Raw genomic sequence first — 25507 nt, 5'->3', positions numbered from 1 at the left:
TCATGTTCTCATGCTCATTGACGTGGGAAGTTTTACGATGAAGCATGTGCCTTTTTTGCTGGTCTCTTCCAGGAGGAGTTGGCCGTCATTGGCTTCGATTATGGATTTGGAGATGGGCAGTCCCAGTCCGGTACCCGTTATCTTGGTGCTGTAGAACAGGTTGAATATCTTGTTCCTGGAGCTTTCCAGTATGCCTTTTCCCGTGTCACAGACCCGCACATTGACCATGCCGCTGGCTTCGTCCCGGAAGGCCTCGATCGTAAGCTTGCCGGTCTCGCCCATCGCCTGGAGCGCGTTGAGAACAAGGTTGCGGATGACGCTGTAGAGCTGGTGAAAGTCCATGAACACCATGAGTTTCTCCGGTTTTTCGTATTCGGCCCTGGTCTCGATACCCTCGGGTATCTCTATGTCCTTGAGAACCTCTTCCACGCAGCTTTTGACGGATATCTGCGTGGCGATCTCGGCTTTTACCCTGGAATAGCTGAGTATGCTTTCCAGGATGTTACTGGAAAGCTTGATCTTGTCCTCCAGCACTTTAAGGCGTTTCTCGAACAGATCCATGTTCTTGCTGCCTTCTTTTCTCAGGAGGAATACGGAATTATTTATGATGCTCAAGGGGGTGCGCAGTTCATGCGCTATCTGGCCGGCGAGCTTTCCCAGCACGGCCAGCTTGTCCTTTTCCACCATTTTCTCGCTCATAAGCTGTATCTGGCGGGTCTTTGCCTTTACCGTGGCATTGAGCGATATGACCCATAGTATGCCCGCCAGGATGAACAGTAGAAGAGTTATCCCCGAGGTCATAAGCGTAACCATCTTCCAGGGAAAGGGCTCGGCAAGATGCAGCCCGAACCATTTTCTGCGGAGCTTTTCCATGGTATTGTTGTTCTGCAGTACCTGGAGGCCCCGGTTGATGTCCCGGAGGAGAATACCTGATCCTTCCTTGACCGCTATCGCGTATGGGTAAACTGGCTTCAACGGCGCGCCGACGATCTTGATGCCCTTTATGTTCTCCGCCGCATGCTGGATATAGTACAAAGCTACGTTCTTTTCGGCTATTACGGCCGTGACCTCACGGTTATTGAGTTTTTCCAGAGCTTCCTGCACCGAGTCGGTCTCAACAAGCCTGATCCTGGGGAATCTTGAGAGAGTATCGATTATGAGGCTTTCCTTATGCACGGCAACGACCGTTCCTTCAAGGGACTTGAGCGAGTTCACGTAATGGTTGGCCGCTTCAACGAAAATAGCGAATTCGATCTCGGTGACCGGAGTGGAGAATTCCATGAATCTTTCCCGCTCCTCGCTCACGGGAACACCTATGATGCCGTCGATCTTGCCGGCTTTAAGCTGCTGGATGCATTTATGCCATGGCATCAGTCTGATATCTATGGACCTGTCCATGGTGGCGGCGAGGATCTTGGTCAGGTCTACCGCGTAACCGGTGACCTCGCCGTTGGAATAGAAAGAATACGGGGCGAATTTATCATTGCCGGCAAATATCAGCACTTTCCTCTGAGCCGGAAGCGGACCGGTCCTGGCGGCTTCTCCCTCGGCAAGGCTTCTGGCTCTTTCCCGCGCCTGGCGGGCTTTTTCTTCGGCACTCCTTTTGGCCTCAACCTCGGAGACCTGTTGATCTGCCTCATCCTGCGGCAGGGCAGGAGGGGATACGACCAGAACGCAGAAAAACGCGATCTGGAAAAGAAAAATAAAAGAAAAAACTTTCTTCATGCCTAACTCGTGAATCGCTCCTTTACCAAGGTTTCAGGAAATAGAGAACCCCTATTTACTCACAATTATATATTGACATACGTTTTTATGCAAGAAAGTTGATGAATATATATATCACTTCTTAAAAATAATTGTCATGAAAAACGCATCCTTCTTTTTGTATCTTGCGATCATAGTGTATAATAATACTGGAAACAATGCTTGAAGGATGCGGGCCCGGCCCGAGGAAAGGACTTTTTAGACCGGATATGCAGGAAAACACCAGATCGCGCGTGATGACCGCGGTAGATCTTGCCACTCACGCGGTTATTTCCATAATGCTCGCAGCGTTCTTTTACTTCCTTACGAGAAAATGGACATGGGCACTTCTGGCGATAGCGGGGGGAGTCTTTATAGATCTGGACCACCTGTTCGATTATTTCCGCTTTTTTGGGTTCCGTTTCAGCCTGCGGGATTTTTTCGACCATAAATACCTGGCTTCGGGCAAGTGTTTCATCCTTTTGCATTCGTGGGAAGTGATAGCGGCCGCATGGCTTGTGTCCGTGCTGGTTGAGTGGATGGTTCCGGTAGCTACCGGCATGAGCCTGCACCTTCTGGTGGATTATCTGTACAGCCACCGGGGGGAGGCGAGAGAACTTTCTCTTATTTACAGATGGCGCAATTCTTTCAGTCTCTCGTGCGTGTCGAAACATAAATAAACCATGGAATCTGGATATTAACGTTCCTTTGAGGTATAATATCTGTCTTTAGTGAGTGATAGGTTAATTCGACCACCGGAGGTAATATATGAACATCAGGAATATGGACAAGCTGCCGGAAGGGGCCAGAAAAGCCCTTGAACCTTTCCTGCAGGAAGTGATCGAGGCCTATGGAAATGATCTTGTTTCCATTTTTGCCTACGGCAGCGTTACAGGCCCCGATTATAATCCCAAGACCTCGGACATCAATGTCGCGGTCGTATTAAAGGACGTTACCCTGCCAAGGCTCAAGGAGCTTCTTAAGCCCGTCCAGAAAGCCTCCAGAAAGGGTATTACGGCACCCCTTTTTCTTTCGCCGGAATACATCAGGATGTCGCTGGATACCTTCCCGATAGAGTTCTGGACCATGAAGGATTCCCGGTGCGTCCTTTTCGGGGAGGACGTTCTGGAGGGCATAGAGGTGGAGAAAGAGGACCTGCGCCGCGAGTGCGAGTACCAGCTGAAGGGAAAACTTCTCATGATACGCCAGGCTTACCTGGAGCAGGCCCTTAACAGAAAAGGAGCCGAGAAGATCATAAAGGCTTCTTTCCGCTCGCTCATGCCGGTATTCAGGAGCATGATAAGGCTCAAGAGCGGGCAGAGCCCGCGGGAGAAAGCCGAAGTGCTGAGCCAGATGGGCGAGGAGTTCGGGGTTGACCCGGCGTCTTTTCTCGAGGTGCTGAGGGATAAAAAGACGGCAAGCCCCATAGGAAGGGGCGAGGCGGAACCTCTGATCAAAGGTTTTATCGATCAGCTGGAAAGGCTTTCCAGCATAGCGGATAATTTTTGAAGATGAGAAAACTTTTTTCCATATTATTCACGGTTTTGATGGTCGCCTTTGCGTGCGCGGGTCTTTCCCGGGCCCAGGAGGTCCAATATCCGCAGCCCCAGGGCTTCGTTAACGATTTTGCCAATGTGATGTCGCCCGATGCGCGCGCCCAGATAAGCGCCTTGTGCGCTGAGATCGAGAGAAAGACCTCCGCGGAAGTGGTGGTCGTCACCGTCGAGACCACTTCACCCCTTACGGTAGAACAGTACGCGGTAGAGCTTTTCGCGAAGTGGGGTATCGGCAAGGCAGGAGAAGATAACGGACTTCTGATACTTCTTGCCGTGCGCGACAGGAAGGTGAGGATAGAAGTGGGATACGGCCTGGAGGGAGCGGTGACGGACCTGCAGAGCAAAGTGATAATACAGGACCTTATGATACCAGCTTTCAGAAAAGGCGGTTACGATCTGGGGATCTCTTCCGGCGTCGTCATGATAGCGAAACTTGTAAGGGACGAGTACGGTGTTGAACTGGAAATGCCCGAGGTAAAGACCGCGGCGGTACCATCACGCGGTGCCAGGTCCCCGCTGGGCAGCCTTCTCATGCTGCTCTTTTTTATCCTTATTTTCGGATTCAGGTTCGGCGCGCTTTTCTTTCTGATGAGCGGCGGCGGTTACTGGTCAGGAGGCGGCAGGGGTTCTTTCGGAGGAGGTTTCGGAGGTTTCGGAGGAGGCATGTCCGGCGGAGGCGGAGCTTCCGGGTCCTGGTGATGCTTCAAGAAAACTATTTAGGAGGATAAGATGAAGAACGTTCTGATAGTCGTCGGTGTTATACTGCTGGTTCTTTTGCTCTTCGGCGGGTGGATGATCGCCGGTCTCAATCATGTGGTCAGGCTCGATGAGAACGTCAATTCTGCCTGGGCGCAGGTCGAGAACCAGCTGCAGAGAAGGAACGACCTGGTCCCCAATCTTGTTAACACGGTCAAGGGGTACGCCGCCCATGAAGAGGGCATTTTCAAGGAGGTCACCAGGCTTCGCAGCCAGTGGGCCAAGGCCGATACCGTTGAGAAAAAGATAGAGAACGCCAACCAGATGACTGGAGCTCTTTCAAGGCTTCTTCTGGTGGCAGAGGCTTATCCCAACCTCAAGGCCAACCAGAACTTCATGGCCCTTCAGGCACAGCTTGAGGGGACCGAGAACAGGATAGCGGTCGAGAGGATGAGGTACAATAACGCGGTGAAGAGGTTCAACACTTACAGGCGTACCGTTTTCGGGGGCTTTTTCGCCTCTTTGAGGGGGCTCGACCAGCCGAGGGAATATTTCGAGGTATCCGAATCGGCAAAGGAAGTTCCCGAAGTAAAGTTCTAAAAGGTTTTTTATGAATGCAGTGCTCTGGGCTATTTTAACGGCCTGTATATGGGGAGTGGTCCCCGTGCTCGAGAAACTGGGTCTGGTAAGGACCCAGCCATTCACGGCTCTTTTTTTCAGGTGCCTGGGAGTCATAATAGGGATAGTTCTTCTCGGGCTTTTCGTCGTCAAACCCCAGCACATAAGGGAGAGCGACGCCAGGTCCATAGGCCTCTTGATACTTAGCGGGTTCCTTGCAAGTTTCGTGGCGCAGATAGCCTTCTACCACGGGCTTAAAATAGGGGATGTCTCGCGCGTCGTACCCATTTCGGGCACTTATCCACTGATAGCTTTCATTCTCGGGATATTCTTTCTGGGGGAAGCTGTTACCATGCAGAAGGTCTTCGGGATGCTGTTCATTCTTGCGGGTGTATGGCTCCTCAGGCTTTAGTCAAAAAAGGAGCGGTTACAAGTGATAAGCGAGAACGCGTTACACGCGGTTTTTACCGGTTCATTGAAGTTGCGCAAGACGGAATCCTGTCTTATCGTTACCGATACCGTGAAGGAACCCATCGGACGGGCTTTTTACGACCACGCCCGGGGGATCACCAAGCGGGCCAAGATATCGGTCATGGATCCCACCCCGGAACACGGCACGGAGCCTCCCGAGCAGATATCAAGACTTATGACGCAGTATGACGTGCAGCTTCTGATCACCGATAAGTCCCTCACTCACACTATGGCCAGGAGAGAAGCAACCTCAAGAGGCGCCAGAATAGCGAGCATGCCGAGCATCACCGAAGAGGTCGCCAACCGGTGCCTTGATATCGATTATGAGCATCTCAGGGAGGAATCGAAATGGCTTTACGGCAAGCTCAGTGGTGTTTCGACCGTACGGGTAGTGACCGAACTGGGCACGGATATGGTGTTCCGGGTCGGTTCGGGATCCTTTTTCGGGAGGGAGGGAGCGTCTTTCGACCATCCGGGCGCTTTCGGCAACCTTCCCGAGGGAGAAATATCGTTTTCACCCGAAAGCTGTGAGGGAGTATATATCGTCGACGCGACCTTCCCGGAACTGGGGGTTTTGAACGCACCCCTTGCCTTCAAGGTGAGGGGCGGTGTGGTCTGCGAGATAAACGGTGAAAGGTCCCGGGAGGTCATTGAAAGGCTTGACAGAGTTGGTGCCAGGGCGTACAGGGTGGCCGAGCTCGGTATCGGTCTCAATCCCAAGGCGCGTATATCGGGAAATGTCCTGGAAGACGAAAAGGTGATAGGTACCATCCATATAGCCGTGGGTAATAATCTTTCATACGGGGGAGATAACGATGTGCCGCTCCATCTTGACGGTGTCATAACCAGACCGGATATCTATCTGGACGGGGTTAAACTCATGGAGAAAGGGCTTTTTATCAGGTAAACATGGCGGATCGTGGGAAAATAATCAGCATAGTGGGCGCAAGACCCCAGTTCATCAAGCTGGCGCCTCTTGTCCGCGCTTTCCGGGAGAAGGCTCCGAAGGTCGAGCATGTTATAGTCCATACGGGTCAGCACTATGATTATAATATGTCGAAAGTCTTTTTTGAGGAGCTGGGGCTTCCCGAACCGGATTTTCACCTGGGTGTGGGTTCTGCAGAACACGGACTTCAGACGGCTCTCATGCTCAGGAAGATAGAAGAGGTCTTTCTCTTGAATAAGCCCGACCGGGTAATCGTTTACGGGGATACCAATTCCACGCTGGCCGGCGCTCTTGCCGCGGCAAAACTGCACATACCGGTGGACCATGTGGAAGCCGGACTTAGAAGCTATGACCGTACCATGCCCGAAGAGATCAACAGGGCTCTTACCGACCACTGCTCAAGCATACTTTTCTGTCCGACGGAGAACGCCGTCAACAACCTGAGCAAAGAGGGTTTTTCCAACATCGTCAACGGAGGAAAACTCGTTGAGGATACGCCGCGATTGACCGGGAAAGAGCCTTTTGTGTTGAACGTGGGGGATATAATGTATGATTCTTTCCTTCTGTGTCTCGGTATCGCGGAAAAAAAATCACGTATAATCGAAGAGCTTTCCCTGAAAGGGGAAGAATACTGCCTGGCTACAGTGCATCGTGCCGAGAATACCGATGATGAAACAAGACTCAGGAATATTCTGGAGGCTTTGAATGCTATCGGCAAGGATACGCAAGTTGTTTTTCCCATGCATCCCCGCACCAGGAAATGTCTGGAAAAATACGATATTAGGCAGAGGGATCTCCAGGGCATTCGCATGATCGATCCGGTAAGTTATTTTGACATGCTTATCCTGGAGAAGAACGCAAAAGTTATTTTGACCGACTCGGGCGGGATGCAGAAAGAGGCTTATTTCGCGGGCGTTCCTTGTATAACGCTCCGTGAAGAGACAGAGTGGATCGAAACGGTTGAAGCCGGATGGAATTTTCTAGTAGGTGCGGATAAATCCAGAATAAACGCTGCCTTCCAGTCAGGGCCGTCGTGTCAGGGTGAAGCCGGTTATGGAATAGGTCTGACATCAACCAGGATCATAGAGATTATTGCACACCCGAACCGTGACAGCAACAGTCTACAGAGTTGATGTTTAAAATATATTATCCGAAAGCCTACTCGTTTAGTTTTCCTGCTCTTTTCTTTGAGTTTAATTTTTTCACGAGCCGTAAAAACTTGGCTGGCAGGAAACTGATAAGAAAATAAACTAAATACCTATCCAGTCGTTTGCGGGCAAGTAAATATTTCACGTAGAACGACCGTATCCGTTGAAGATCTTCTATCTCTACGCTTGCTTTTAATTCGTTAAGTAAAATCTCCGAGTCTTCGGTATTATCCGCATTTATAGAAATTACCGAATCTGTATTGAAATCTTCATAAAAATCTTTTCCCGTTCTGATCCTTTGTTCATAGAATTCACGGGCTTTACGCGAAAAAAGGAACTGGTGAGTTCTCTTACTATATGATATGGCGCCCGGTGACAATCTATATCTTATAAGGATATCGGGCATATTGGCTATTTTTTTGCCCTGGGTAAGGAGCCTGAGGTAAAGGTCATAGTCCTGTGAATAGATGAACTTCTCACGGTAATATATACCACAATCATTACGGAAGATAATGCTGGGATGAAATATCTGACATTTTTCAGATGAGGTTCTGGCTAAAACAGTGGGATCAGTAACGGGCACGAAAGAAGAGACCTTTTTACCTTCATTGTCAATTATCTCGGCGCCGCAACCGGTCAGGACAATGTCCGGATGTTTTTCCATAAAAGCATACTGCTTACTGAGTCTCTCAGGCAGAGAAATATCGTCACTGTCCTGGCGTGCCATATATTTCCCGCGTGCCAGGCGAAGTCCTTCGTTCAGAGACTTTGTCAGCCCTATGTTCTTTTCATGGCGGATTTTCCTGATACGCTTATCGGTGAAGCTTTCCACGATCCGGGGAGTATCGTCCGTTGACCCATCATCTATCAGGATAAGTTCTATATCGTCAAATGTCTGGTCAAGTATGCTTTCTATCGATTCCCGAAGATGAGGAATGCCGTTGAATACGGAAAGTACAACACTGATTCTGGGGTTTTCCATAGTGATTCTCGATTCACTCATTTTTGGATTTTATCAATTTTTCTTGCTTAATAAGCTTGGATAGATACCATTTCTGCACAAAAGGCGGACAGTTGCAGATGCTTGGGTATATATCAGAGTCTCCGCAAAGACCATTGGGGTACATGCATTCCCCTTTTTTTATTTCCTGGAGGATCTTCGGGGATACTTCTGCCCATATCTCGTCGAGATCCCTTTCCCTGAGATTCCCAAGTATACGGTCTTCGGAAAGCTTAAAATTGCACGGGTAGACATTGCCATTCGGATCAATATGAATTATTTGCGTGCCAGCGTAGCAGGGCATGATGTTCCGATTGATTATGTTATCGTATAGACATGCCAAGGTAATGCTGGTAGGGGGGGCGATGAAACTTTTTATTTTATCGAGCAATCCTTTGGGTGTAGGATAATTGTTCTTAACATAATCTCGGAGCATCTTATCCATCCCTTCACGCCAGAAAACAAGATCTTCATCCAAAATATCGAAGCGTTCATTCATAACAGTCCAGCATATATATGCTCTTGTCCCCTTGCTACGGGCAAAGTCCTGTACCCATTCGAAGTATTCTACATTATCCTTGCAGAAAGTGAAGCTGAATTCACAAGGGACCAGATCTTTCAGTCTATCATAGGTTTCAACTGCTTTTTCCCAGCTGCCTTCTATTCCCCGGGTACGATCATGTATTTGAGGCGGTCCGTTAAGACTGATGCCAACGAATCTGAAGGGGATATCCGGGTTATTCCTCAGGATTTTCCTAAAGACGTCTTCCTCGAGCTGAGGATGCATTCCATGGGTGGTCATAGCGAACCCAGCTTTTGGAAGGTTCTTATGCAGGACTTCTATGACCTCGGGCAAGTCTTTCCTTAGGGTGGGTTCACCACCGCTGAGAGTTATATATTCTACTTTTTTCAAGCATTCGGCTCGAGAAAAGTTGTCTATTTCCTTAACGGTTAGATCATTCTTTCCCGCAGTGGCATCTTTCCAGATATTACAGGTTTTGCATTTTGAATCGCATTTCCAGGTGGTGGTAAAACGTAAACCAATGATATCGCGTATACCAAGTTTGTACTTAAGCCAGTGCCAGTATTTTCTTATCATTTTTTTTCTCCCAGGGATATTAGATCATATAAGCCATTATTTAAAATGCGGACCGGAGCTATTTTAGGGCTAAGGTTTATTACTATCAACAGAAGCCGCTAATTTTCTGATCTTTAGAAAAAAAAGTGTATTGACCACTACTATGGTTAACGAATGAACCACAAGGGTGGTTATGAATACACCGATGAATCCCATGAGCCATATCAAAAGGTAGTCAAACAAAATGTTCAAAATACCACCGATGAAAGTAGCCACTGTAATTATTTTTGCAAAACCCCCCGGGGTAATGAACCCGTTCACTGTGAAAACACTCCATAGCTTGAAGGGCAGCAATATCATCATAATGCCGAATATCCGAATAAAATTCGGCGTATAGTATTTAGGTAAAACCATTTTTATTGCTGCAGGCAACAGAAAAAACAACAGAATGCTCAGGGGCAATGATATTGTCAGTGATGGTATTATGCTGCGGGTGAACTTACGTTTAATGTCCACGAACTCCCCAAGGGCCGATTTAGTACTGGTACGGGGAGCTATGACCTGGCCCAGCATTGTTGACGGTATCAGGATTATCCCAAAAAGCGAATTGACAATAGCGTAATATCCTATCTCGGTCACATAACCGAATTGCTTGAGTATCAGGATATCAACACGGGTGTACATATAATACGCCAGACTCGCAAGACCTATGTACACAGCGTATCGAGAGACCTCTTTGGTGATATTCCTGTCAACGGAAAAGCTGATGTTTTTGCTGAAGAACGTCATGCCGAGAGTAAGGAATATATATAAAGAGTTTATGGATAGTATGGTTCCCACCAGAGCGTATGTTTTAATGAGAGGAAGGGCGATCGCCATGGAAGTGCAGATCGCTATGATATTGATTATCGACAGTTGCCTGAATCTGCGGGTACCACGGTATAGGCCATCCAGAATAGCTGTAAGAGGAGCAAGAAAAAGGAACGGTATCAGCAATAAAGCATATTTCAAGTTATCCCCGAATAGATATCCGCCGATACTTATCAGTGCTATTGATATTAAAGACGCTATGGCCAGTATAACAACGGATACGGAGGTGAATGTCTTCCGCAGACGGTCAGGATCCGTGGCTTTGTATTCAGCCACATATTTTGACGCCGAAACCGAAAAGCCGAAGTCGCAGAATACGACAAGGAGTCCTACAATGGCAAGGAAATAATTAAGTGTACCGAAATCGGCAGGCTCCAAAATCTTTGCCGAGTAGAAGAATACTAAAAGGAAATAGAATTTCTTGCCGAAGGTCTGGATGTTTCGCCAGAAAAAATCGCGTACGGTCCCTCTGTGTTTTATGAAAAATCTCTTTATCATTTTTTGCCGGATTAAGTGTTTTGCCGGATTTACAGAGAGTATACCACATTACCCTTGGTAATAAAAAATAATATTATTAGCAGGAGAACTTTCTTTTTTACGATTTTCATGATATATATTATTGCATGGGCAATTCAAAAGAACCTACGGTGAGTGTTATCCTTCCTACATTTAATAGGGCAAATATACTGAGGCGTTCTATAGACAGTGTGCTCGGTCAGACCTATTCCGACTTTGAATTGATAATCGTAGATGATGGATCTTCTGATAACACCGCGGAACTTGTGGCTGGAGTAAACGACCCCAGGATCAAGTACATCAAACATGAAAACAATTCCGGTCTTCCTGCGGCACGGAATACAGGGCTTAAACACGCCCGCGGAAGGTTCATCGCTTTCCAGGACGATGATGACCAGTGGTTGGAAGATCGCCTTAAGGTGCAGGTGTCCCTATTAAACAAAACAGATGAGGATACCGGGGTGGTCTATTGTGATTCAATAAAAATGGAGCAAGGGGTGAAAAGTTATTTATATTCACCCTCCAGATCAGGCAAAAGCGGCGACCTGCATCATGATTTTTTAATGGGGAACTTTGTAACAGTTATAGCGACTCTGGTCAAAAGGGAATGTTTCCTGAAAGTCGGCAATTTTGATGAAAGCTTGCCTTCTTTCGAAGATTGGGATATGTGGCTGAGGATATCCAAACATTTCAAATTCAGGTATAGCGATGAACCGCTGGTAATAGTACATATTACCGAAGGCAGCATGACAGCTGACATAAGTAAGATCGTGAGGGCCAGAAAACTTATCTTGCAGAAACATTATAATGAGTTCATGCAGAATAGGAAACTGTTAGCTAAGAATTATGTCCAGCTTGCCTGTGAACTCTATTCAATAGGGCGGATGAGCGAGGGAAGAGCTTATTCATTCAAGGCCCTCCGTATTGCGCCTTTTGACCTGCGGAATATCATATATACGGCACTTTCCTTATTAGGAAAAAGCTGTTTTGTGAAGATCTTGTCTGCTTATAAAAGCTTAAAGAATAGCGTGAAAAGGAAAAATCATTTATTCTATAAATAGTTTTCAGTGTCATTATATCCACTTATATAGTGGGATAGATATTTTTGAACAGGCGGTAGTTGATAAATGTTAACACATCTTACAAGCAGATGTATGCACAAAAGGGTTAAAAATCCTTTTATCGAAAAATAACATGGATACTTTATCCAGTGTAGCCATCGTGATACTTAACTGGAACGGTTTTGATGATACCGTGGAGTGCCTGGAGTCTCTGCGGGATACGGATTACGGGAATTATCAAATAGTGCTTGTCGATAACGCCTCGGATAATGATGAAGGAGCCAGGTTAGGCTCCATGTTCCCGGAAGTACATTTGATACAGAACAGGAAGAACAAGGGATTTGCTGGTGGCAATAACGACGGTATGAACTGGGCGCTTGAAAAAGGGTTCGATTATGTCGTGAACCTGAACAATGACACCATAGCGGAAAAAGGCTGGTTAAAGCATCTTATGCGCGGCATGCAGACCTCCGGGGCCGATTTCGCAAGTCCAAGGATAATGAACTATCCGGAGGAAGCGACGATCTTCTCGGACGGTGATTTTATTCTGCCTGACGGCTCAGGTGTGGCGCTGAACCGCTACAGCGAATATGACGGTGACACCCACATTAAATTGATCTTCAGTGCCTGCGGGGCCGCGTCAGTTTATTCGAGAAAATGCCTGGAAGAGGTTAAGGTCGAGAGAGAACAGTATTTCGACGAACTGTATTTCGCTTTTTACGAGGATATCGACATGGGGATAAGGCTGAACGCGAGAGGCTTTAAAGGTGTATGCGTGCCCAAAGCGGTTATCTACCACAAGCATTCCAGGACTGCAGGGAGGCATTCCGGTCTTAAGCTCTTCCATTCCGAAAAGAACAGGATGCTGAATGAACTTTTGAACTACCCGGCGATACTGGTGGTATTGGGGGAACTGTTCTTCCTGGTTAAACTTCTGGTCAAGACAGTCGCTTTGGTCGTGAGATCCTCTGCACCTGGCCGATCCCGGGAAGGGGGTTACGTTGAGAACCTGGGGTTTACACGAACCATCACCGAATTCGTCCGTGCCAGGATGTGGATACTGGGCCATTTCGGCCGGATAATGGAAAAACGCCGAAAGCGCCGGGAAAAAGGATTTATAGTGTATAGTATATTAAAGAAGTTCTACTGGAATATTTTCCGAATCGCATAGGGGTCGCTAATGAGAAAAGAAACCATATGGATAATTATCGCGCTGATGGTCATAGCGTTAATGACGCGGATCGGCAGTTTCAAGAAGAAGCATCCTTTAAGTTATGATGAATCGGTCTATCCCAGGCTCGCTGTCCAGATAATGGAGGATCCCTCGAACTATAATACACAGGACCTCTATGAGTACGAGCTGAAAAGGGGACGCAAACTCCCGACGTATTTCACTAAACCCCTCTTTAAGCATCCGCCGCTATTCACGTATCTGGTTTCGGTGAGCTTTCGTCTCTTCGGCAAGACGTACTTTTCCGCTTTTAAGGTGTCGCTTCTATTCGGGATACTTCTTATACCCCTGGCATATATGCTGGGCAGGTTGCTATTTGACGAGAAAGCGGGCATATACGCCGCTCTCATCATGCTGATCGAGCCCATAGCCTGGATAACGTCGCAGAAGATATGGATGGAAACGACCCTTGCCTTTTTCAGCATATTGTCTCTATGCATGTTCGCCCTTGCGGTCAAGAACTATAGGTCCTATTTCATGATAGCCTGCGGTATATCCGCGGGATTTGCAGCGCTTACCAAGTATCCCGGCATATTGCCCATAGGGGGCATTTTCATATATGCGGCGTTCTTCGAGAGATGGCTTTTCAGGAAAAGATCTTTCTATATCGGACTGGTTGTGCCGTTTCTTATGATGGTCCCGTGGGGATGGTGGAACTGGCAGGTGTACGGACCGGATCTATTGACCGTTTTCGGCAGGGACGGTAACGTGGGCAGGTTCTTCACGAACCTGTCAAAGTTCCAGGAGGCCTTATGGGGACTTGTTTTCATAGTTATTATCCTGGCCGTTGGCAGGAAGAGGATATTCACCTTTTTAAGCGATATTTCCAGGACAAAGGTCAGGTCGGTTCCGGCTTTCGCTGTTTTCGGGCTGTTGGCGTTACTTGGAGTGATATTCGGGAAGTATATAATGAATGCTCTTGATTTCGGATATATCCCTCCCACGGGATGGAAGACGGGCATGTTCAACAAGGAGCCCTGGGGATTCTATCCCTGGAAAATACTGGAGCTATCGCCTTTATATATTTTCTCCTATGTTTCTCTTGCCGTTCTTCTGTTCGATAAGAAGAAGCAGAAGGGGTATCTGCTGGTTTACGCTTACGTCTTTGTTCTGATGACCTTTTGGGTTGCATGGGGCGCTTACCAGTGCAGATATATCGTGGCGCTTACAACGCCATTAGTGGTTCTTTCGGCAAGGTCGCAGCTTTTCCTATTGGATAAGCTCGGAAAGGTCCCGCAGCGGGGGATGAAACTCCTTCTGCAGGGTGTGTACGTGGCGACAATCGCGTATCTTGTGATGAAAACTCTCAAAGTGGACCTGATGATGGCGGTACCGAACACGGCATGTTATTTTTAGATCTCTATAAGGGAACACTCAATGAAAATAACCATAATCAATCCGGACCTTTCAAGCAACTGCCTTGGCAGGTCCTATTTTCTGGCCAAGGTGCTCAAGAGAAAATACGAAGTAGAAATCGTCGGACCCTTTTTCGGCGATGGCATATGGCCCCCTGTTTCTGGCGACAGCACCGTGGAATATAAGGCCGTGGACTGCCGGGCTTATTTGAGTCCCCTTATCAGGATTAGACAGATCTTGGGCGCCATAAGCGGTGATGTTATCTATGTTTCCAAACCGCTTTTGACCAGTTTGGGTATAGCCCTGCTCTACAGGCGCCGGAGAAAAGTTCCTTTTGTGATCGACATAGAGGACTGGCAGCTTGGTTTCTACAAGGAACTTTTGAAGACGTATCCTCTCTACAAGAAAATAGCTTATATGCTGTACTCTATTATTTTTTTCTACAGGACGAATTCTTATTTTAACAGCTGGATAATGGAGAGGTTCATAGACTGGGCGGAGGCGGTTACCGTCTCGAACAGTTTTCTTAAGAAAAAGTACGGGGGAGAGGTCATAGTCCACGCACGTGATACAGACCGGTTCGATCCGGAAAAGTTCCAGCGTGAGGATGTGCGCAGGGAAAAAGGGATAGCTCTCGGTAAAAAAGTGGTCATGTTCCTGGGGACCCCCCGCACTTACAAGGGGCTTGAAGACCTTGCCCGGGCTGTTTCCATGATAGAGGACCCTGAGGTTATGCTTCTTGTCGTGGGCATATCAAAAGACTGGTACAGCCATAAGTTCGACGATTTCGCTTTGCGCCTTTTAGGGCGTCAAGGGTATATCGGCCTGCCCATGCAGCCTTTTGAAGAGATACCCGAGTTCTTGGCGGCGGCGGACGTGGTTGCGATACCCCAGCGGATGAACCTGGCCACCGTGGGGCAGATACCCGCTAAGGTCTTTGATGCGATGGCCATGGCCAAGCCTATTGTGAGCACTGATGTCTCTGATATGAAGGAAATACTGAAGGGCTGTGGATGGGTAGTAAAGCCCGGGGACCCCGGAGCTATCGCCGAGGCCATAGAAGAAATTTTCGCTGATCCGGAAAAAGCGCAACGGATGGGCGAGGAGGCCAGGAAAAGGTGTATTGAAAAATACAGCTGGGACGCCACCGGGGGTATTATGCAGAAAGTTTTCGGTAAATACGAAGAGGGGAACGCCGCTTAAAGATGAAGATACTCGTGGATATAATGCATCCGGCGCACGTTCATTTTTTCCGTAACGCCATAAAACTCTGGCAGAAGGAGCACGAGGTCCTGGTAACTTCCCGCGACAAGGAGATGACCCTGACCCTTCTTGAAAACTACGGTATAGAGAATACCTGTATAAGCCGCCAGGGGAAGGGGTTCGCGGGGCTTTTCAAGGAGCTTCTATCAAGGGACGCTGAATTGTTCAGGCTTGCCAGGAAGTTCAAGCCTGATATTCTTACCGGTATAGCGGGGGTCTCAGTAGCTCATGTCGGGTTCGCTACTGGCACTCCTTCAGTTGTGTTTTATGACACGGAGACCGCCACTTTGTCCAACGCCATAACCTATCCGGCAGCTTCGGCCATCTGCACCCCCGATTGCTACATGGGCCAGCTTGGCCGAAAACAGGTGCGTTACGCCGGGTATCATGAGCTAGCCTATCTTCACCCTGACCGGTTCACTCCGGATAAAAGCATACTGAAGGATCTGGGCCTGGGAGAGGAGAGGTTCTTCCTGCTCAGGTTCGTTTCATGGGAGGCATCGCACGATATACCCCAGAAAGGACTTTCCCTTGAGGATAAGATCAAGCTCATCGGGATATTGAACGGATACGGTAAGGTGTTCATCTCTTCTGAAGCGGAACTGCCCGCCGAACTCAAGCCGTACAGGTTGTCGGTGGAACCGCACAGGATGCATGATCTTATGGCTTTTTCTTCTATAGTAATAGGCGAGGGCGCGACAGTGGCCTCAGAAGCTGCCATGCTGGGTGTGCCGGCATTCTACATAACCAAACCCGGCAGGGGGCTCGGCTACACCAATGAACTTGAACAGAAGTACGGTTTGATACGTAATTACTCAGTTGAGCAAACCGAAGCGGCTTTCAGTGAAGTGAAAGAACTCGTTTGCAGAGGTGAACTTGATTCAGAGTGGAAGAAAAAGCGAGAGGTGATGCTTGAGGATAAGATCGACGTGACTGAATTCATCGAGAAGTTCGTCCTGACATATCCTGTCGATCCGGAGAAAGCGAGAGATCTGTCCGGTAACAGTGAAGCTGTGAGATAAAAAAGGAACTATTCCTTTCCAACCTTGAGCTCTATTCTCTTCACCTTGGTCAGCGTGTTCTCGATTAGCCTTCGGTTAGCGGCTATAAGGTCAGATAACATACCCCACAGTATAGTCTGGAAACCCAGTATGGTGAGCACCGCGAAGAGGATGAGTGACTGGATGTGGCCGGCACCGGAACCTGTAAGATAAAAATACAGGAACCGCAATCCTATTAAAAAACCCAGAATAAAAAGAAAGCTTCCCAGAAGCAGAAATACCTTTAGGGGACGGTACATGGTGTACACTCTTACAAGCGTGGCGATAGACCTTGTAAGGTATTCCGGTATGCTCCTGAAAAGGCGCGACTGCCTGAGCTCGGGGTTGGTGGATATCTCGATATTCTCAACCACCAGGCCTTTGTTGCCCGCGGCTATTATGGTCTCAAGGGTGTACGTGAACTCGGATATGACGTTGAGTTTCAGTATAGCTTCCTTGCTGTAGGCGCGGAAACCCGTCGTGGCGTCCGGTATGTCGAGCCCGGACAAGTATCTTACGATCCTGCTGCCGATGCGCTGGAGCTTTTTCTTGATGAAGGAAAAGTGCTTTATCTTTTCTATGCGCCTGTTGCCTATGACTATGTCGGACCGCTTATCCAGGATCGGCTCGACCAGCCTCTCAATATCCGAGCCCTTGTACTGGTTGTCCGCGTCGGTATTGACCACGATATCAGCTCCCATTTTAAGGGCGTGATCGAGCCCGGTGGCGAAGACCACGGCCAGGCCCTTGCGTTTTTTGAGGCGGACTATTTCGGAAACGCCGAACTGTTTGGCCACTTCGACCGTTTTATCGGTACTTCCGTCATCGACCACCAGTACTTTTATTCTGGAAATCCCTTTTATGCTCTTGGGAAGGTCCTCAAGAGTGACGGGGAGCGTCTTTTCCTCGTTGTAGCAAGGTATCTGAATAACCAGCGTCAGGTTTTCCATAAAGAGAAGGGTATCATATATTCAGTTGAAAAGCAAGGAGCACCGGAAGGGGTCTATTATTCACCTAAATATTGTTGTTTATAGGATTTATCTGGTATAATAAAATGTAACACGCTTTACTGAATACGCAGCGGGGAGGGAAGTTGAAAGTTTTTCATATAGTCTTGGTAACTTGTCTGGTGTTTATATTGCTAACTCCAGGTATCTGCAGCGCTCAAGAGGAGATACGGTTCGATTTTGAACAATCTCAGGAAGGTTGGAAGATACCCGACTGGGCTTTTTACCAGGGAGATCATGTTGCAATCTCCACTGAGGTCACCGCGGAGGAGGCCTCATCAGGGGAGAATTCCCTGCAGGTGGATTGCGAGTTCCCGGGCAACAGGTGGGCGGCCGCCCTGGTCGAGTTCAAGGTGGAGAAGGGTCTGCCTTTTCTTGGCCTTGAGGGGTACGAAGAGATCAAGAAACTCGAGTATCTTGACCTTACCGGATATAAAAATATATCAGTTGACGTATATCTTCCCAGAAAAGCCCCGGCGGGCCTGATACAGGCGCGCATCATCCTAACCGTGGGAGAAGGCTGGCTGTTCACCGAGATGCGTTACGCGGTTCCCCTCGAAAGAGGTAAATGGACCACCATCCAGGCCAAGCTGGACACGCCCGAGGATGAAAGTTCCGAATGGAAAGGCCGCAAGGAGAAAAAACTTATCCATCATCAGGATAAGGTAAGGAAGATCGCTATCAGGATAGAGTATGACGCGGCGCCGCCTCATCGTATAGGCAGGAAATATCACGGCCCCATATATATAGATAACCTGTTGATAAACTGATCAGTTTGATCCGCCCGAATCCAACTGAAAGGAAGTCCCCTAATGCTGAAAAAGATACTGGTTGTTGTAATTCTTTTCTTGCTGGTCGCCTTTATCGCGAAGGATAAGATCATAGAGGTCTCTTCTGAGAATATCTTCAAGCATATACTGGGCATAAGACTTGACATAGGCAGCATGGACGTTGGCCTGGTAAGACCCGCCATATTCATCAAGGATATGAAGCTTTATAACCCGCGCGGGTTCCCGACCGAGACCATGGCGGTCATCCCCGAAGTTTATGTCCGTTATGACCTTATCCAGGTACTCAAGGGAAAGGTGTATCTGGAGGAGCTAAAGTTCTCGATGCAGCAGCTTAATATAGTCAGGGATGAGCAGGCCCGTCTTAACGTTAACACGATCAAACCCCTGGAAAGCAAGGAAGAAGGACAGGTCGTTGCCCAGCAGGAGCAGAGAAAGATTCCCGAGATATATATCGCGAACCTCCATCTCAAGGTAGGGGATGTTTATTACAGGGATTATTCCGCGCGATCCGAACAGCCGACGGTCAAAAAGTACGAGATAAACCTCGATGAGGAATACCAGGATATCAAAGACCCTTATACTCTGGTAAGGCTTATATTCGTCAGGTCCCTGACCGGTACGGATATATCGAATCTTGTCGATATCCCCATGTCCCAGGTGCAGGATGTCATGCAAAAGGCTTATAGCACGGGGAAAGAGGCTATAGGCGCGGCGGCCGAACAGACAAGTGAAACGACACATACCGTTATCGATAAAACCTCCTCGGTCCTCAAAGAGGCCGCCGAAGGCTTCGGGGGCCTTCTGAACGGCCAGGGGAGGGAAACGGACCAGTGACCGCGGCAGAAAAACATCGACAAAAAAGAGCCCTTATTGTAAAATCTATATCGCCAAAGGTTAAAGAGGATTAGTAAGGACTTGAATATAAATCATGGAGCTGCATATGGAAGATCACAAGATCCTCGTCGTTGATGATAACAAGGATTTCGCCGATGTCTTCTGTGACATCTTGAAAGCTAATGATTACAAGGCCGAGTGCTGCTACGGCGGGGCCCAGGCAGTGGAGCTTATCAGGGACAATGTTTATGACATCATGTTCCTGGATATAAGGATGCCGGACATGGACGGCATACAGACCCTCAAAGAGGTCAAGAAGATCAAGCCTGAGACCACGGTCATAATGATGACCGGTTATTCCGTGGACGAACTGGTCCATCAAGCCATCGAAGAAAGGGCTTCAGAGATAATATACAAACCTTTTGAGATAGAGAAAGTGCTGGGGCTTATAAAATCCACCAAGCCGATTTAATAAAGACTTTCTCCAGATTTTGCGATGATCCTCACGAATGTGTTTTCAGTGAATACGCCGTTTTACCATTATCCAGAGAGAACCGGGAAGAGATGGGCTAAACGAATCCTGGCGCTCTTTCTGGCAGGTGCGTTTATTGCCGCTTTCTCTTTTGCCGCTTACGCCGACTGGAAAGAGCAGAGGGAAGAAGAGTTCTTCACCTACCGCAGGTTCTTCCTAAGGCAGGGGCTGATAGATGTTGCCACTTCAGACGGCAGGGCCCAGGAGGACCTCAAAAGTTTTTACAGAAACTTCACCGACGGTCTTTACGCGATGTCGGCGGGTCAGCTCGACAAGGCTGAGGAACATATCAAAAGCGCAAGACTGGCCTGGCCGGAATATTACGGTTCGGATTTTCTGCTGGGGCTCATTTACGAGCAAAAGGGTGATACCCAGTTAGCCGCACGATACTACAAGAGCTATCTTAACAAGCTCAGGTACCTCCAGCAGGGAAGTTACCGCATCTCCGAACCTTTGATACGCAGCCTTAATCCCGCTGGAGTTGAAAGGTACGACCTGGCCCGCCAGCTGGTGCGGGAACGCCTGGCGCGACACGGCATAGACCTGGGAAAAGTAAGGCCGGCGATTACCCCGCCGGAATTCCTTATCAGCCTGATTATCGCGGCTGTCCTGGTCGTCCTCTATGGCCTCATCCAGTACAAGGTCTGGCCGTTCTTAAGGCGGCAGTACCGTATAAAGCATGCTCCGGAAGGCTACTGGGTGTGCAGGATCTGCGGGGCCACAAATCCCGACACCGCGAAGGTGTGCAGTGAATGTGACAGACCCCGGCCCGACGGACAGGATGGACATGGATAAGGAAAGGTTCTTTGAGTTCGCATTCGGATGCACCGGCGGCGGTATGACAGAGAGCGTTATTATCACCCCGTTTCTTTCGCCGGATAAATTCACCCGCGGCGGCGACGTGGTCGGCTCTTTCAGAGGCAGGTTATATTCGGGAGTAAGGGCAAAGAAAGCCGGGGTCGAATACACCGTGATAAGAAGCGGTATGGGGAACAGGCTCCTGGGTGACGCGGTGCTGCTTTTGGAGGCCTCGCCAGTTGAGACGGTGCTCTTCGCCGGGACCTGCGGCGGATTCGGTGACGCCGGGATCGGCGACATCGTGCTCTGCGATAAAGCTTTCGACGGTGAGGGATTCTCTCAATATTACAGAAAGGGGCGCGCCCGGGAAGATATCCTCGCTTCCGGGCAGTACGTACAGGCAGACCCGGGAGTTTACCAGCGCCTCAAAAAACATTTGACCGGACACACCCCCGGCAAACTTATACTGGGTGATATCTTCACGATAGGTTCGGTGGTGGCCGAAGAAAGCCGGTTCGTGAAAAACATAGAGCGAAAAGGTTTTTCCGGTATTGAGATGGAGTTATCCGCCGTTTATACGGCCTCAAATGCCGCGGGCATAAAAGCGGCAGCTCTTGCCGTGGTGAGTGATCTGCCTCTTGAAAGACCTTTATGGGGTCTTACGGCCGAACAGAAGCGCCAATGCGCAAAAAGCATGGACCAGATGGCGGAGCTACTGTCGGACTTCATCCTGAAAGATTCTGAAAACTGAAGGAGTGGACAATGAAGAAAAAAGCTTTGGTCATACTGGCACAGGGTTTTGAAGAGATAGAAGCGGTAACGCCCATAGACACCCTCCGCAGGGCGGAGGTCGAGGTAACCGTAGCCGGGGTGGGAGGAGAGACCGTCACAGGATCCAGGGGCCTGACCATAAAACCGGATATACGTATTGAGGAATGTGACAGTGATTTTGACGCCGTTATCCTTCCAGGAGGACTGCCCGGGGCCGAGAATCTCGCCTCTTCGCTCGAAGTAAAGCAGATCGTTACGAAAATGCATGAGGCGGGCAAGATCATCGCCGCTATCTGCGCGTCTCCCGCTCTGGTGCTTGCTCCGGCGGGTATCCTTGACGGCCGCCAGGCCACCTGTTACCCGGGACTTGACAAGAATTTTTCGGCGGTCGTAAAGCATTCCAAAGAGGATGTCATACAGGACGGGAACATAATAACCAGCCGCGGCCCGGCTACCGCAATGAAATTCTCCCGGAAAATAGCCGAGAACCTTGTCGGCAAGACCAAATCCGACATGATAGCCAGCCAGATGCTCTCGGGCGAATAGTCATGCGCGTCGTCGCCTCACCGCGCCGGAGCCGTATTTTTCCATTATTCTGTCGAGAGCTCTGTGCAGTCTTTCTTTTTTCAGCGCTTCCTCGTCCGTGCCCCGGAACAGGTCAGAGCGCCAGGAGTCGTCGGTGAGGTTCGAGACCTTGACCCCCAGAAGGCGCACAGCCCGCCTGGAGGTGTCGAACTCTTGTATTTTTTCAAGCGCTTTTCCATATATATCGTCCACATAATTCGTTGCCTGATCCAGGGTATGTGATCTTGTATAAGTTTTGAAATTCGAGAACCGTATCTTCAGCGTTACGGTGCGCCCTTTGAGCCCGCTCCTGCGCATCCTTCTTGAAACCTTCTCGCTCAGGTGCATCAAGGTATCAAACATCACCTGGTTGTCGGTGGCATCCTCTTCGAAGGTATGTTCATTACTTATGGACTTGATGACCTCGGTCGTTTCCACGGACCGCCCGTCCATGCCCGAAGATAGAAGATACATGTGACGGCCGTTCTTGCCGAAGAGATCCTCGAGTTCCTCCTCACCCTTTGCCGCAAGGTCACCTATGGTACGGATGCCTACCGACTCAAGCACCGAAAGGGTCTTTTCCCCGATGCCCCAGAGCCTTCCCACGGGAAGAGGGTGAAGGAAGTCGAGTACCCGGCCCGGTTTGACGATGACAAGACCGTCCGGTTTGCCTACCTCAGAGGCGATCTTCGCGGTCATCTTGTTCGGAGCAAGGCCTATCGACGCGGTAAGGGCGGTCTTCCTGCGGATCTCCTGCTTGATCTTCCGGCAGGTTCCCTCGGGTGTTCCGAATAGATGGAAGCTTCCGGTAATGTCCATAAAGGCCTCGTCGATGCTTATCGGTTCGATCTCGGGCGTGAAATTCTCCAGTATCGCGAAAACCTCCCGGGATACGGCGGAGTATTTAGATGAATCCGGACGGAGGAACACCGCTTTCGGGCATTTTTTATAGGCCGTTGAAATGGGCATGGCGGAATGTATGCCATATTTCCTTGCCTCGTAGGAACAGGCCGCGACGACGCCTCTACCGGCGCCTTTTTTGGGATCAGCCCCTACTATCACGGGCCTGCCCTTGATAGAGGGGTCATCCCTCTGTTCAACGGACGCGAAGAACGCGTCCATGTCCACGTGAACTATGTATCGGTTTTTATCTGCCATGGTGATATGATGGGTCATTATCCCAGAGATGCCCGCCTGATCTTTCCGCTTCTGGTCCTGGGAAGTTCTTCCAGAACATGTATCTCGTCCGGCAGCTGGTTCATTTTCATTTGCCCGAGGCAGTGTTTACGTATTTTCTTAACAGCGTAACTCGATGTGGAGCCTTTTCTGACGGTGACATAATAGTGGAGCTTATCGGCCTTTTTGGCAACGGCTGCTTCTTTTACCACGGGACACTTTTCGATAATCTTCTCGATATCGCAGAAGGAGATCCAGTTCCCGCCGGATTTCACCACAAGGTTATCCCTGCCCTTGAAAAAAAGATAGCCATCCTTGTCGATGTATCCCATGTCGTCGGAACGGAACCAGCCGTTCTTTAAGCTTTTTCTTGTAAGCTTCTTATCATTCAGGTATCCAGTGAAAAGCGACGGGCCCCGGTACGAGAGAACGCCTTTTTTATCCGTTCTTACCTGGAATCCTTCCACGGGTCTGCCGCAGGTGCCGGGTCTTTCCCTGCCGGGCCTATTAGAGACGAAAGGGTGACAAAGTTCGGTGGCGCCCAGACATTCAAGGACCTTCACTCCGCAGGAGGTCTTCCAGTCATTGAAAAGGGAGACGGTGAGTTTTTCTCCCGAACTCACGAAATGCCTTACGCTCTTGAAGTGCCTCTTAAGACCTGCCGCGTGAGGGAGCAGTACAGAATATATCTGGGGAACCGCGAAAAAAAGTGTCGGGCCCGGTTTCAATATTCTGCGGATAGAGTAGGGGTTGGGTATGGTCCTTGAGAGTATCACCCCACCGCCGGTCAGAAAGGGGAAAAGGAAGCTGTTGCCGAATCCGAAGCTGGTATGCATTCGCGAACACGAAAAAGAGATATCCTTTTTATTCATTTTAAGAACTGTTCTGGCAAAAGAGTCCACCGAGAGGTTCCTGTAAGTGTGCATGACCCCCTTGGGGCGTCCGGTGCTGCCGGAAGTGAAAAGTATAAGAGCGGTGTTGTTGTGGTCTGGGGCCACTACCCGGTCTATTTCAGGATACTTGTCGAGAAGGGAAGTGAACTCCTCGCTGGTACCGTAGGCTGACACACTTAAAAAACGTTTATCACTGTGCTTTCCTGAAACCTCTCTTGTGGTGAGGACAGCTCCCGGGTTTACATCCTTGAGGAGGTTCTTCCATTCTTTTTTAGAGAGAAGGGGGTCCGCAATAGCCGCCCGTATCCCGAGACGTATACAGCTTAAAAGACAGACCACAAGTTCTATCGAATCATCCAGCGCTATGACGGCCGTATCGCCGGGGACGAGGCCTTTCTCCAGGAGGAAGCTCGTGAAGCGGTTCGACATGCTGGAGAGGTTCTTGTAGGTGTATCTTTTTCCGTCCGAGTATACCGCGGGCGTCTTTTTGCCGAGGTTCTTCAGAACAAGTTCATGGTAGAGGGAATTTTCTGAACGGTCGCGTATGAGCGAGGTGTTGGAAGGAGTAAGCCCCGCCTTTTTTACCACTTCAAGAAGGGAATGCTTTGGGATGTAGCGGCCGAGCTTATATATAACAAAACGGTTCTCTTCGTCCCGGGGAGTCCCGTCGTGGACGGTAACTGTATTTGCGCCTGCTTTCAGGCCCCTGAGCTGACCTTTCTTGACCAGGGATTCAAGCGAACTGGTCGTGGGGATGAGCATCTCCGGGCACATTATCCTCAGTATTGCCGTGAAATTGAGCGCCAGGTCCAGCTCGCCGGCTTTCTCTCCGGCGTAACTTGAAAGTTCATTGGGGATGAAGGCCGAAGTGCTTCCCATGGGAATGTCAAGTTCCCTGAGAAGAAGAAGGTCGTCCGCGATGCTTTCTATGGACTGGCCGGGAAGCCCCACGATATTGCCCGAGCTTACCTGGAATCCCATTTTCTTGAGTTTCTCAAGATGCGAAAGCCTGTTGGAAAGCGTATCCGAGGGCTTGATCTTCCTGTAGAGAAGTGGGCTTGAGGTCTCGAATTTAAGGATATATCGTTCGATGCCGATACTCTTCAGCATCTTATACTGCTCATCGGAAAGATTACCGAAGCATCCGATAAGGGTGATATCGTGATAAAGCCGCTTGATCTTCTTAAGGAGCCGGAAAAGTTTATTGAAATAGTCTTCTGCCTGGCATTCCCCGGTTTGGAACATTATCACTTTTCGGCCGTCCCGGTAAAGCCTCTTAACGCGTTTAAGCACCGCCTCGTCGGCAAGTACATACCTTTTGACCCTGCTTTTTACGTTCATGCCGCAGAAATTGCAGGCCTGCTGGCACAGGTTCGAATATTCTATGACGCTTCTTACTTCGACCCTTTTGCCGAAATGGTCGTCGCGGACCTTGCGCGCTTTTTCAAAAAGCGCCTTCTGTTCGCCGCCCCGGGCCTTAAGAGCCCTGATTATGTCTTTTTTGAGGCTGAGATCGTATTGTGATATGACTTTATTTCTTCTGGGCAT

At 49.1% G+C, this 25507-nt stretch carries 25 protein-coding genes; 18 read left to right on the top strand and 7 right to left on the bottom strand.

The window, feature by feature from the left end; all coding sequences use genetic code 11:
- Positions 1-1725 carry a transporter substrate-binding domain-containing protein gene (locus GF409_05960; protein ID MBD3426757.1) on the bottom strand — a complete coding sequence of 575 codons (1725 nt, stop codon included), beginning with the start codon at positions 1723-1725 and terminating at the stop codon, positions 1-3.
- A 248-nt stretch (positions 1726-1973) separates the two neighbouring features.
- Between GF409_05960 and GF409_05955 the strand changes: the two genes are divergently transcribed.
- The 7 genes from GF409_05955 (at position 1974) to GF409_05925 (ending at position 7163) form a co-directional block, all read left to right on the top strand.
- On the top strand, positions 1974-2423 hold the full coding sequence (locus GF409_05955) for a hypothetical protein (protein MBD3426756.1): 450 nt from the start codon (positions 1974-1976) through the stop codon (positions 2421-2423).
- A gap of 88 nt (positions 2424-2511) precedes the next feature.
- A complete protein-coding gene (locus GF409_05950; GenBank protein ID MBD3426755.1) occupies positions 2512-3252 on the top strand; it encodes a hypothetical protein in 741 nt (246 codons plus the stop codon).
- A 2-nt stretch (positions 3253-3254) separates the two neighbouring features.
- A complete protein-coding gene (locus GF409_05945) occupies positions 3255-3998 on the top strand; it encodes a YgcG family protein (protein ID MBD3426754.1) in 744 nt (247 codons plus the stop codon).
- Between the two features lie 30 nt (positions 3999-4028).
- Positions 4029-4595 (top strand): LemA family protein, encoded by a 567-nt coding sequence (locus GF409_05940; GenBank protein ID MBD3426753.1) that lies wholly within the window; start codon positions 4029-4031, stop codon positions 4593-4595.
- Between the two features lie 10 nt (positions 4596-4605).
- Positions 4606-5025 carry an EamA family transporter gene (locus GF409_05935; protein ID MBD3426752.1) on the top strand — a complete coding sequence of 140 codons (420 nt, stop codon included), beginning with the start codon at positions 4606-4608 and terminating at the stop codon, positions 5023-5025.
- Positions 5026-5046: 21 nt separating this feature from the next.
- Positions 5047-5991: an aminopeptidase gene (locus GF409_05930; protein MBD3426751.1), complete on the top strand. Its 945-nt coding sequence runs from the start codon at positions 5047-5049 to the stop codon at positions 5989-5991.
- A gap of 2 nt (positions 5992-5993) precedes the next feature.
- Entirely contained in the window at positions 5994-7163 is a 1170-nt protein-coding gene (locus GF409_05925; protein ID MBD3426750.1) for a UDP-N-acetylglucosamine 2-epimerase (non-hydrolyzing), read from the top strand.
- Between the two features lie 25 nt (positions 7164-7188).
- On the opposite strand, the gene GF409_05920 is transcribed toward GF409_05925, so the two are convergent.
- From GF409_05920 to GF409_05910, 3 genes are all read right to left on the bottom strand, one after another.
- On the bottom strand, positions 7189-8181 hold the full coding sequence (locus GF409_05920) for a glycosyltransferase (protein ID MBD3426749.1): 993 nt from the start codon (positions 8179-8181) through the stop codon (positions 7189-7191).
- Entirely contained in the window at positions 8174-9277 is a 1104-nt protein-coding gene (locus GF409_05915; GenBank protein ID MBD3426748.1) for a radical SAM protein, read from the bottom strand. Before GF409_05915 ends, GF409_05920 begins: the two co-directional genes overlap by 8 nt.
- Before the next feature lie 69 nt (positions 9278-9346).
- On the bottom strand, positions 9347-10624 hold the full coding sequence (locus tag GF409_05910; GenBank protein ID MBD3426747.1) for an oligosaccharide flippase family protein: 1278 nt from the start codon (positions 10622-10624) through the stop codon (positions 9347-9349).
- Between the two features lie 125 nt (positions 10625-10749).
- Here GF409_05910 and GF409_05905 point away from each other — a divergent pair, with 125 nt between their 5' ends.
- The 5 genes from GF409_05905 (at position 10750) to GF409_05885 (ending at position 16575) form a co-directional block, all read left to right on the top strand.
- A complete protein-coding gene (locus tag GF409_05905) occupies positions 10750-11703 on the top strand; it encodes a glycosyltransferase (GenBank protein ID MBD3426746.1) in 954 nt (317 codons plus the stop codon).
- A 133-nt stretch (positions 11704-11836) separates the two neighbouring features.
- On the top strand, positions 11837-12874 hold the full coding sequence (locus GF409_05900; GenBank protein ID MBD3426745.1) for a glycosyltransferase: 1038 nt from the start codon (positions 11837-11839) through the stop codon (positions 12872-12874).
- 9 nt (positions 12875-12883) lie between these two features.
- Positions 12884-14290, top strand: coding sequence for a phospholipid carrier-dependent glycosyltransferase (locus GF409_05895; GenBank protein ID MBD3426744.1), 1407 nt, complete (start codon positions 12884-12886; stop codon positions 14288-14290).
- A gap of 21 nt (positions 14291-14311) precedes the next feature.
- Positions 14312-15493: a glycosyltransferase gene (locus GF409_05890; protein MBD3426743.1), complete on the top strand. Its 1182-nt coding sequence runs from the start codon at positions 14312-14314 to the stop codon at positions 15491-15493.
- A 2-nt stretch (positions 15494-15495) separates the two neighbouring features.
- On the top strand, positions 15496-16575 hold the full coding sequence (locus GF409_05885; GenBank protein ID MBD3426742.1) for a DUF354 domain-containing protein: 1080 nt from the start codon (positions 15496-15498) through the stop codon (positions 16573-16575).
- A gap of 8 nt (positions 16576-16583) precedes the next feature.
- On the opposite strand, the gene GF409_05880 is transcribed toward GF409_05885, so the two are convergent.
- Complete coding sequence (locus tag GF409_05880) at positions 16584-17534, bottom strand: glycosyltransferase (protein MBD3426741.1); 951 nt, start codon at positions 17532-17534, stop codon at positions 16584-16586.
- A gap of 188 nt (positions 17535-17722) precedes the next feature.
- On the opposite strand from GF409_05880, the gene GF409_05875 reads away from it, so the two are divergent.
- The 6 genes from GF409_05875 to GF409_05850 all read left to right on the top strand — a co-directional run bounded on the left by GF409_05875 (position 17723) and on the right by GF409_05850 (position 21872).
- On the top strand, positions 17723-18370 hold the full coding sequence (locus tag GF409_05875; GenBank protein MBD3426740.1) for a hypothetical protein: 648 nt from the start codon (positions 17723-17725) through the stop codon (positions 18368-18370).
- Positions 18371-18412: 42 nt separating this feature from the next.
- Positions 18413-19225, top strand: coding sequence for a hypothetical protein (locus GF409_05870; GenBank protein MBD3426739.1), 813 nt, complete (start codon positions 18413-18415; stop codon positions 19223-19225).
- Positions 19226-19319: 94 nt separating this feature from the next.
- Positions 19320-19697, top strand: coding sequence for a response regulator (locus tag GF409_05865; GenBank protein ID MBD3426738.1), 378 nt, complete (start codon positions 19320-19322; stop codon positions 19695-19697).
- Between the two features lie 48 nt (positions 19698-19745).
- Positions 19746-20552: a hypothetical protein gene (locus GF409_05860; GenBank protein ID MBD3426737.1), complete on the top strand. Its 807-nt coding sequence runs from the start codon at positions 19746-19748 to the stop codon at positions 20550-20552.
- Positions 20437-21306, top strand: a complete 870-nt coding sequence (locus GF409_05855) for a hypothetical protein (GenBank protein MBD3426736.1) — start codon at positions 20437-20439, stop codon at positions 21304-21306. The genes GF409_05860 and GF409_05855 overlap by 116 nt, the downstream gene beginning before the upstream one ends.
- Before the next feature lie 11 nt (positions 21307-21317).
- A complete protein-coding gene (locus GF409_05850) occupies positions 21318-21872 on the top strand; it encodes a DJ-1 family protein (GenBank protein MBD3426735.1) in 555 nt (184 codons plus the stop codon).
- Here the strand turns inward: GF409_05850 and dinB are convergent, their stop codons facing one another.
- Together dinB and GF409_05840 are read right to left on the bottom strand one after the other, a co-directional pair.
- Positions 21873-23171 (bottom strand): DNA polymerase IV, encoded by a 1299-nt coding sequence (dinB, locus tag GF409_05845; protein MBD3426734.1) that lies wholly within the window; start codon positions 23169-23171, stop codon positions 21873-21875.
- Complete coding sequence (locus GF409_05840; GenBank protein ID MBD3426733.1) at positions 23066-25507, bottom strand: AMP-binding protein; 2442 nt, start codon at positions 25505-25507, stop codon at positions 23066-23068. The genes dinB and GF409_05840 overlap by 106 nt, the downstream gene beginning before the upstream one ends.

It is taken from the genome of Candidatus Omnitrophota bacterium (genome assembly GCA_014728045.1).
Classification (GTDB): Bacteria; Omnitrophota; Gorgyraeia; order Tantalellales; family Tantalellaceae; genus WJMH01.
The sequence above is the reverse complement of the archived record's forward strand: the minus strand, read 5'-3'. Positions and strand labels throughout refer to the sequence as shown.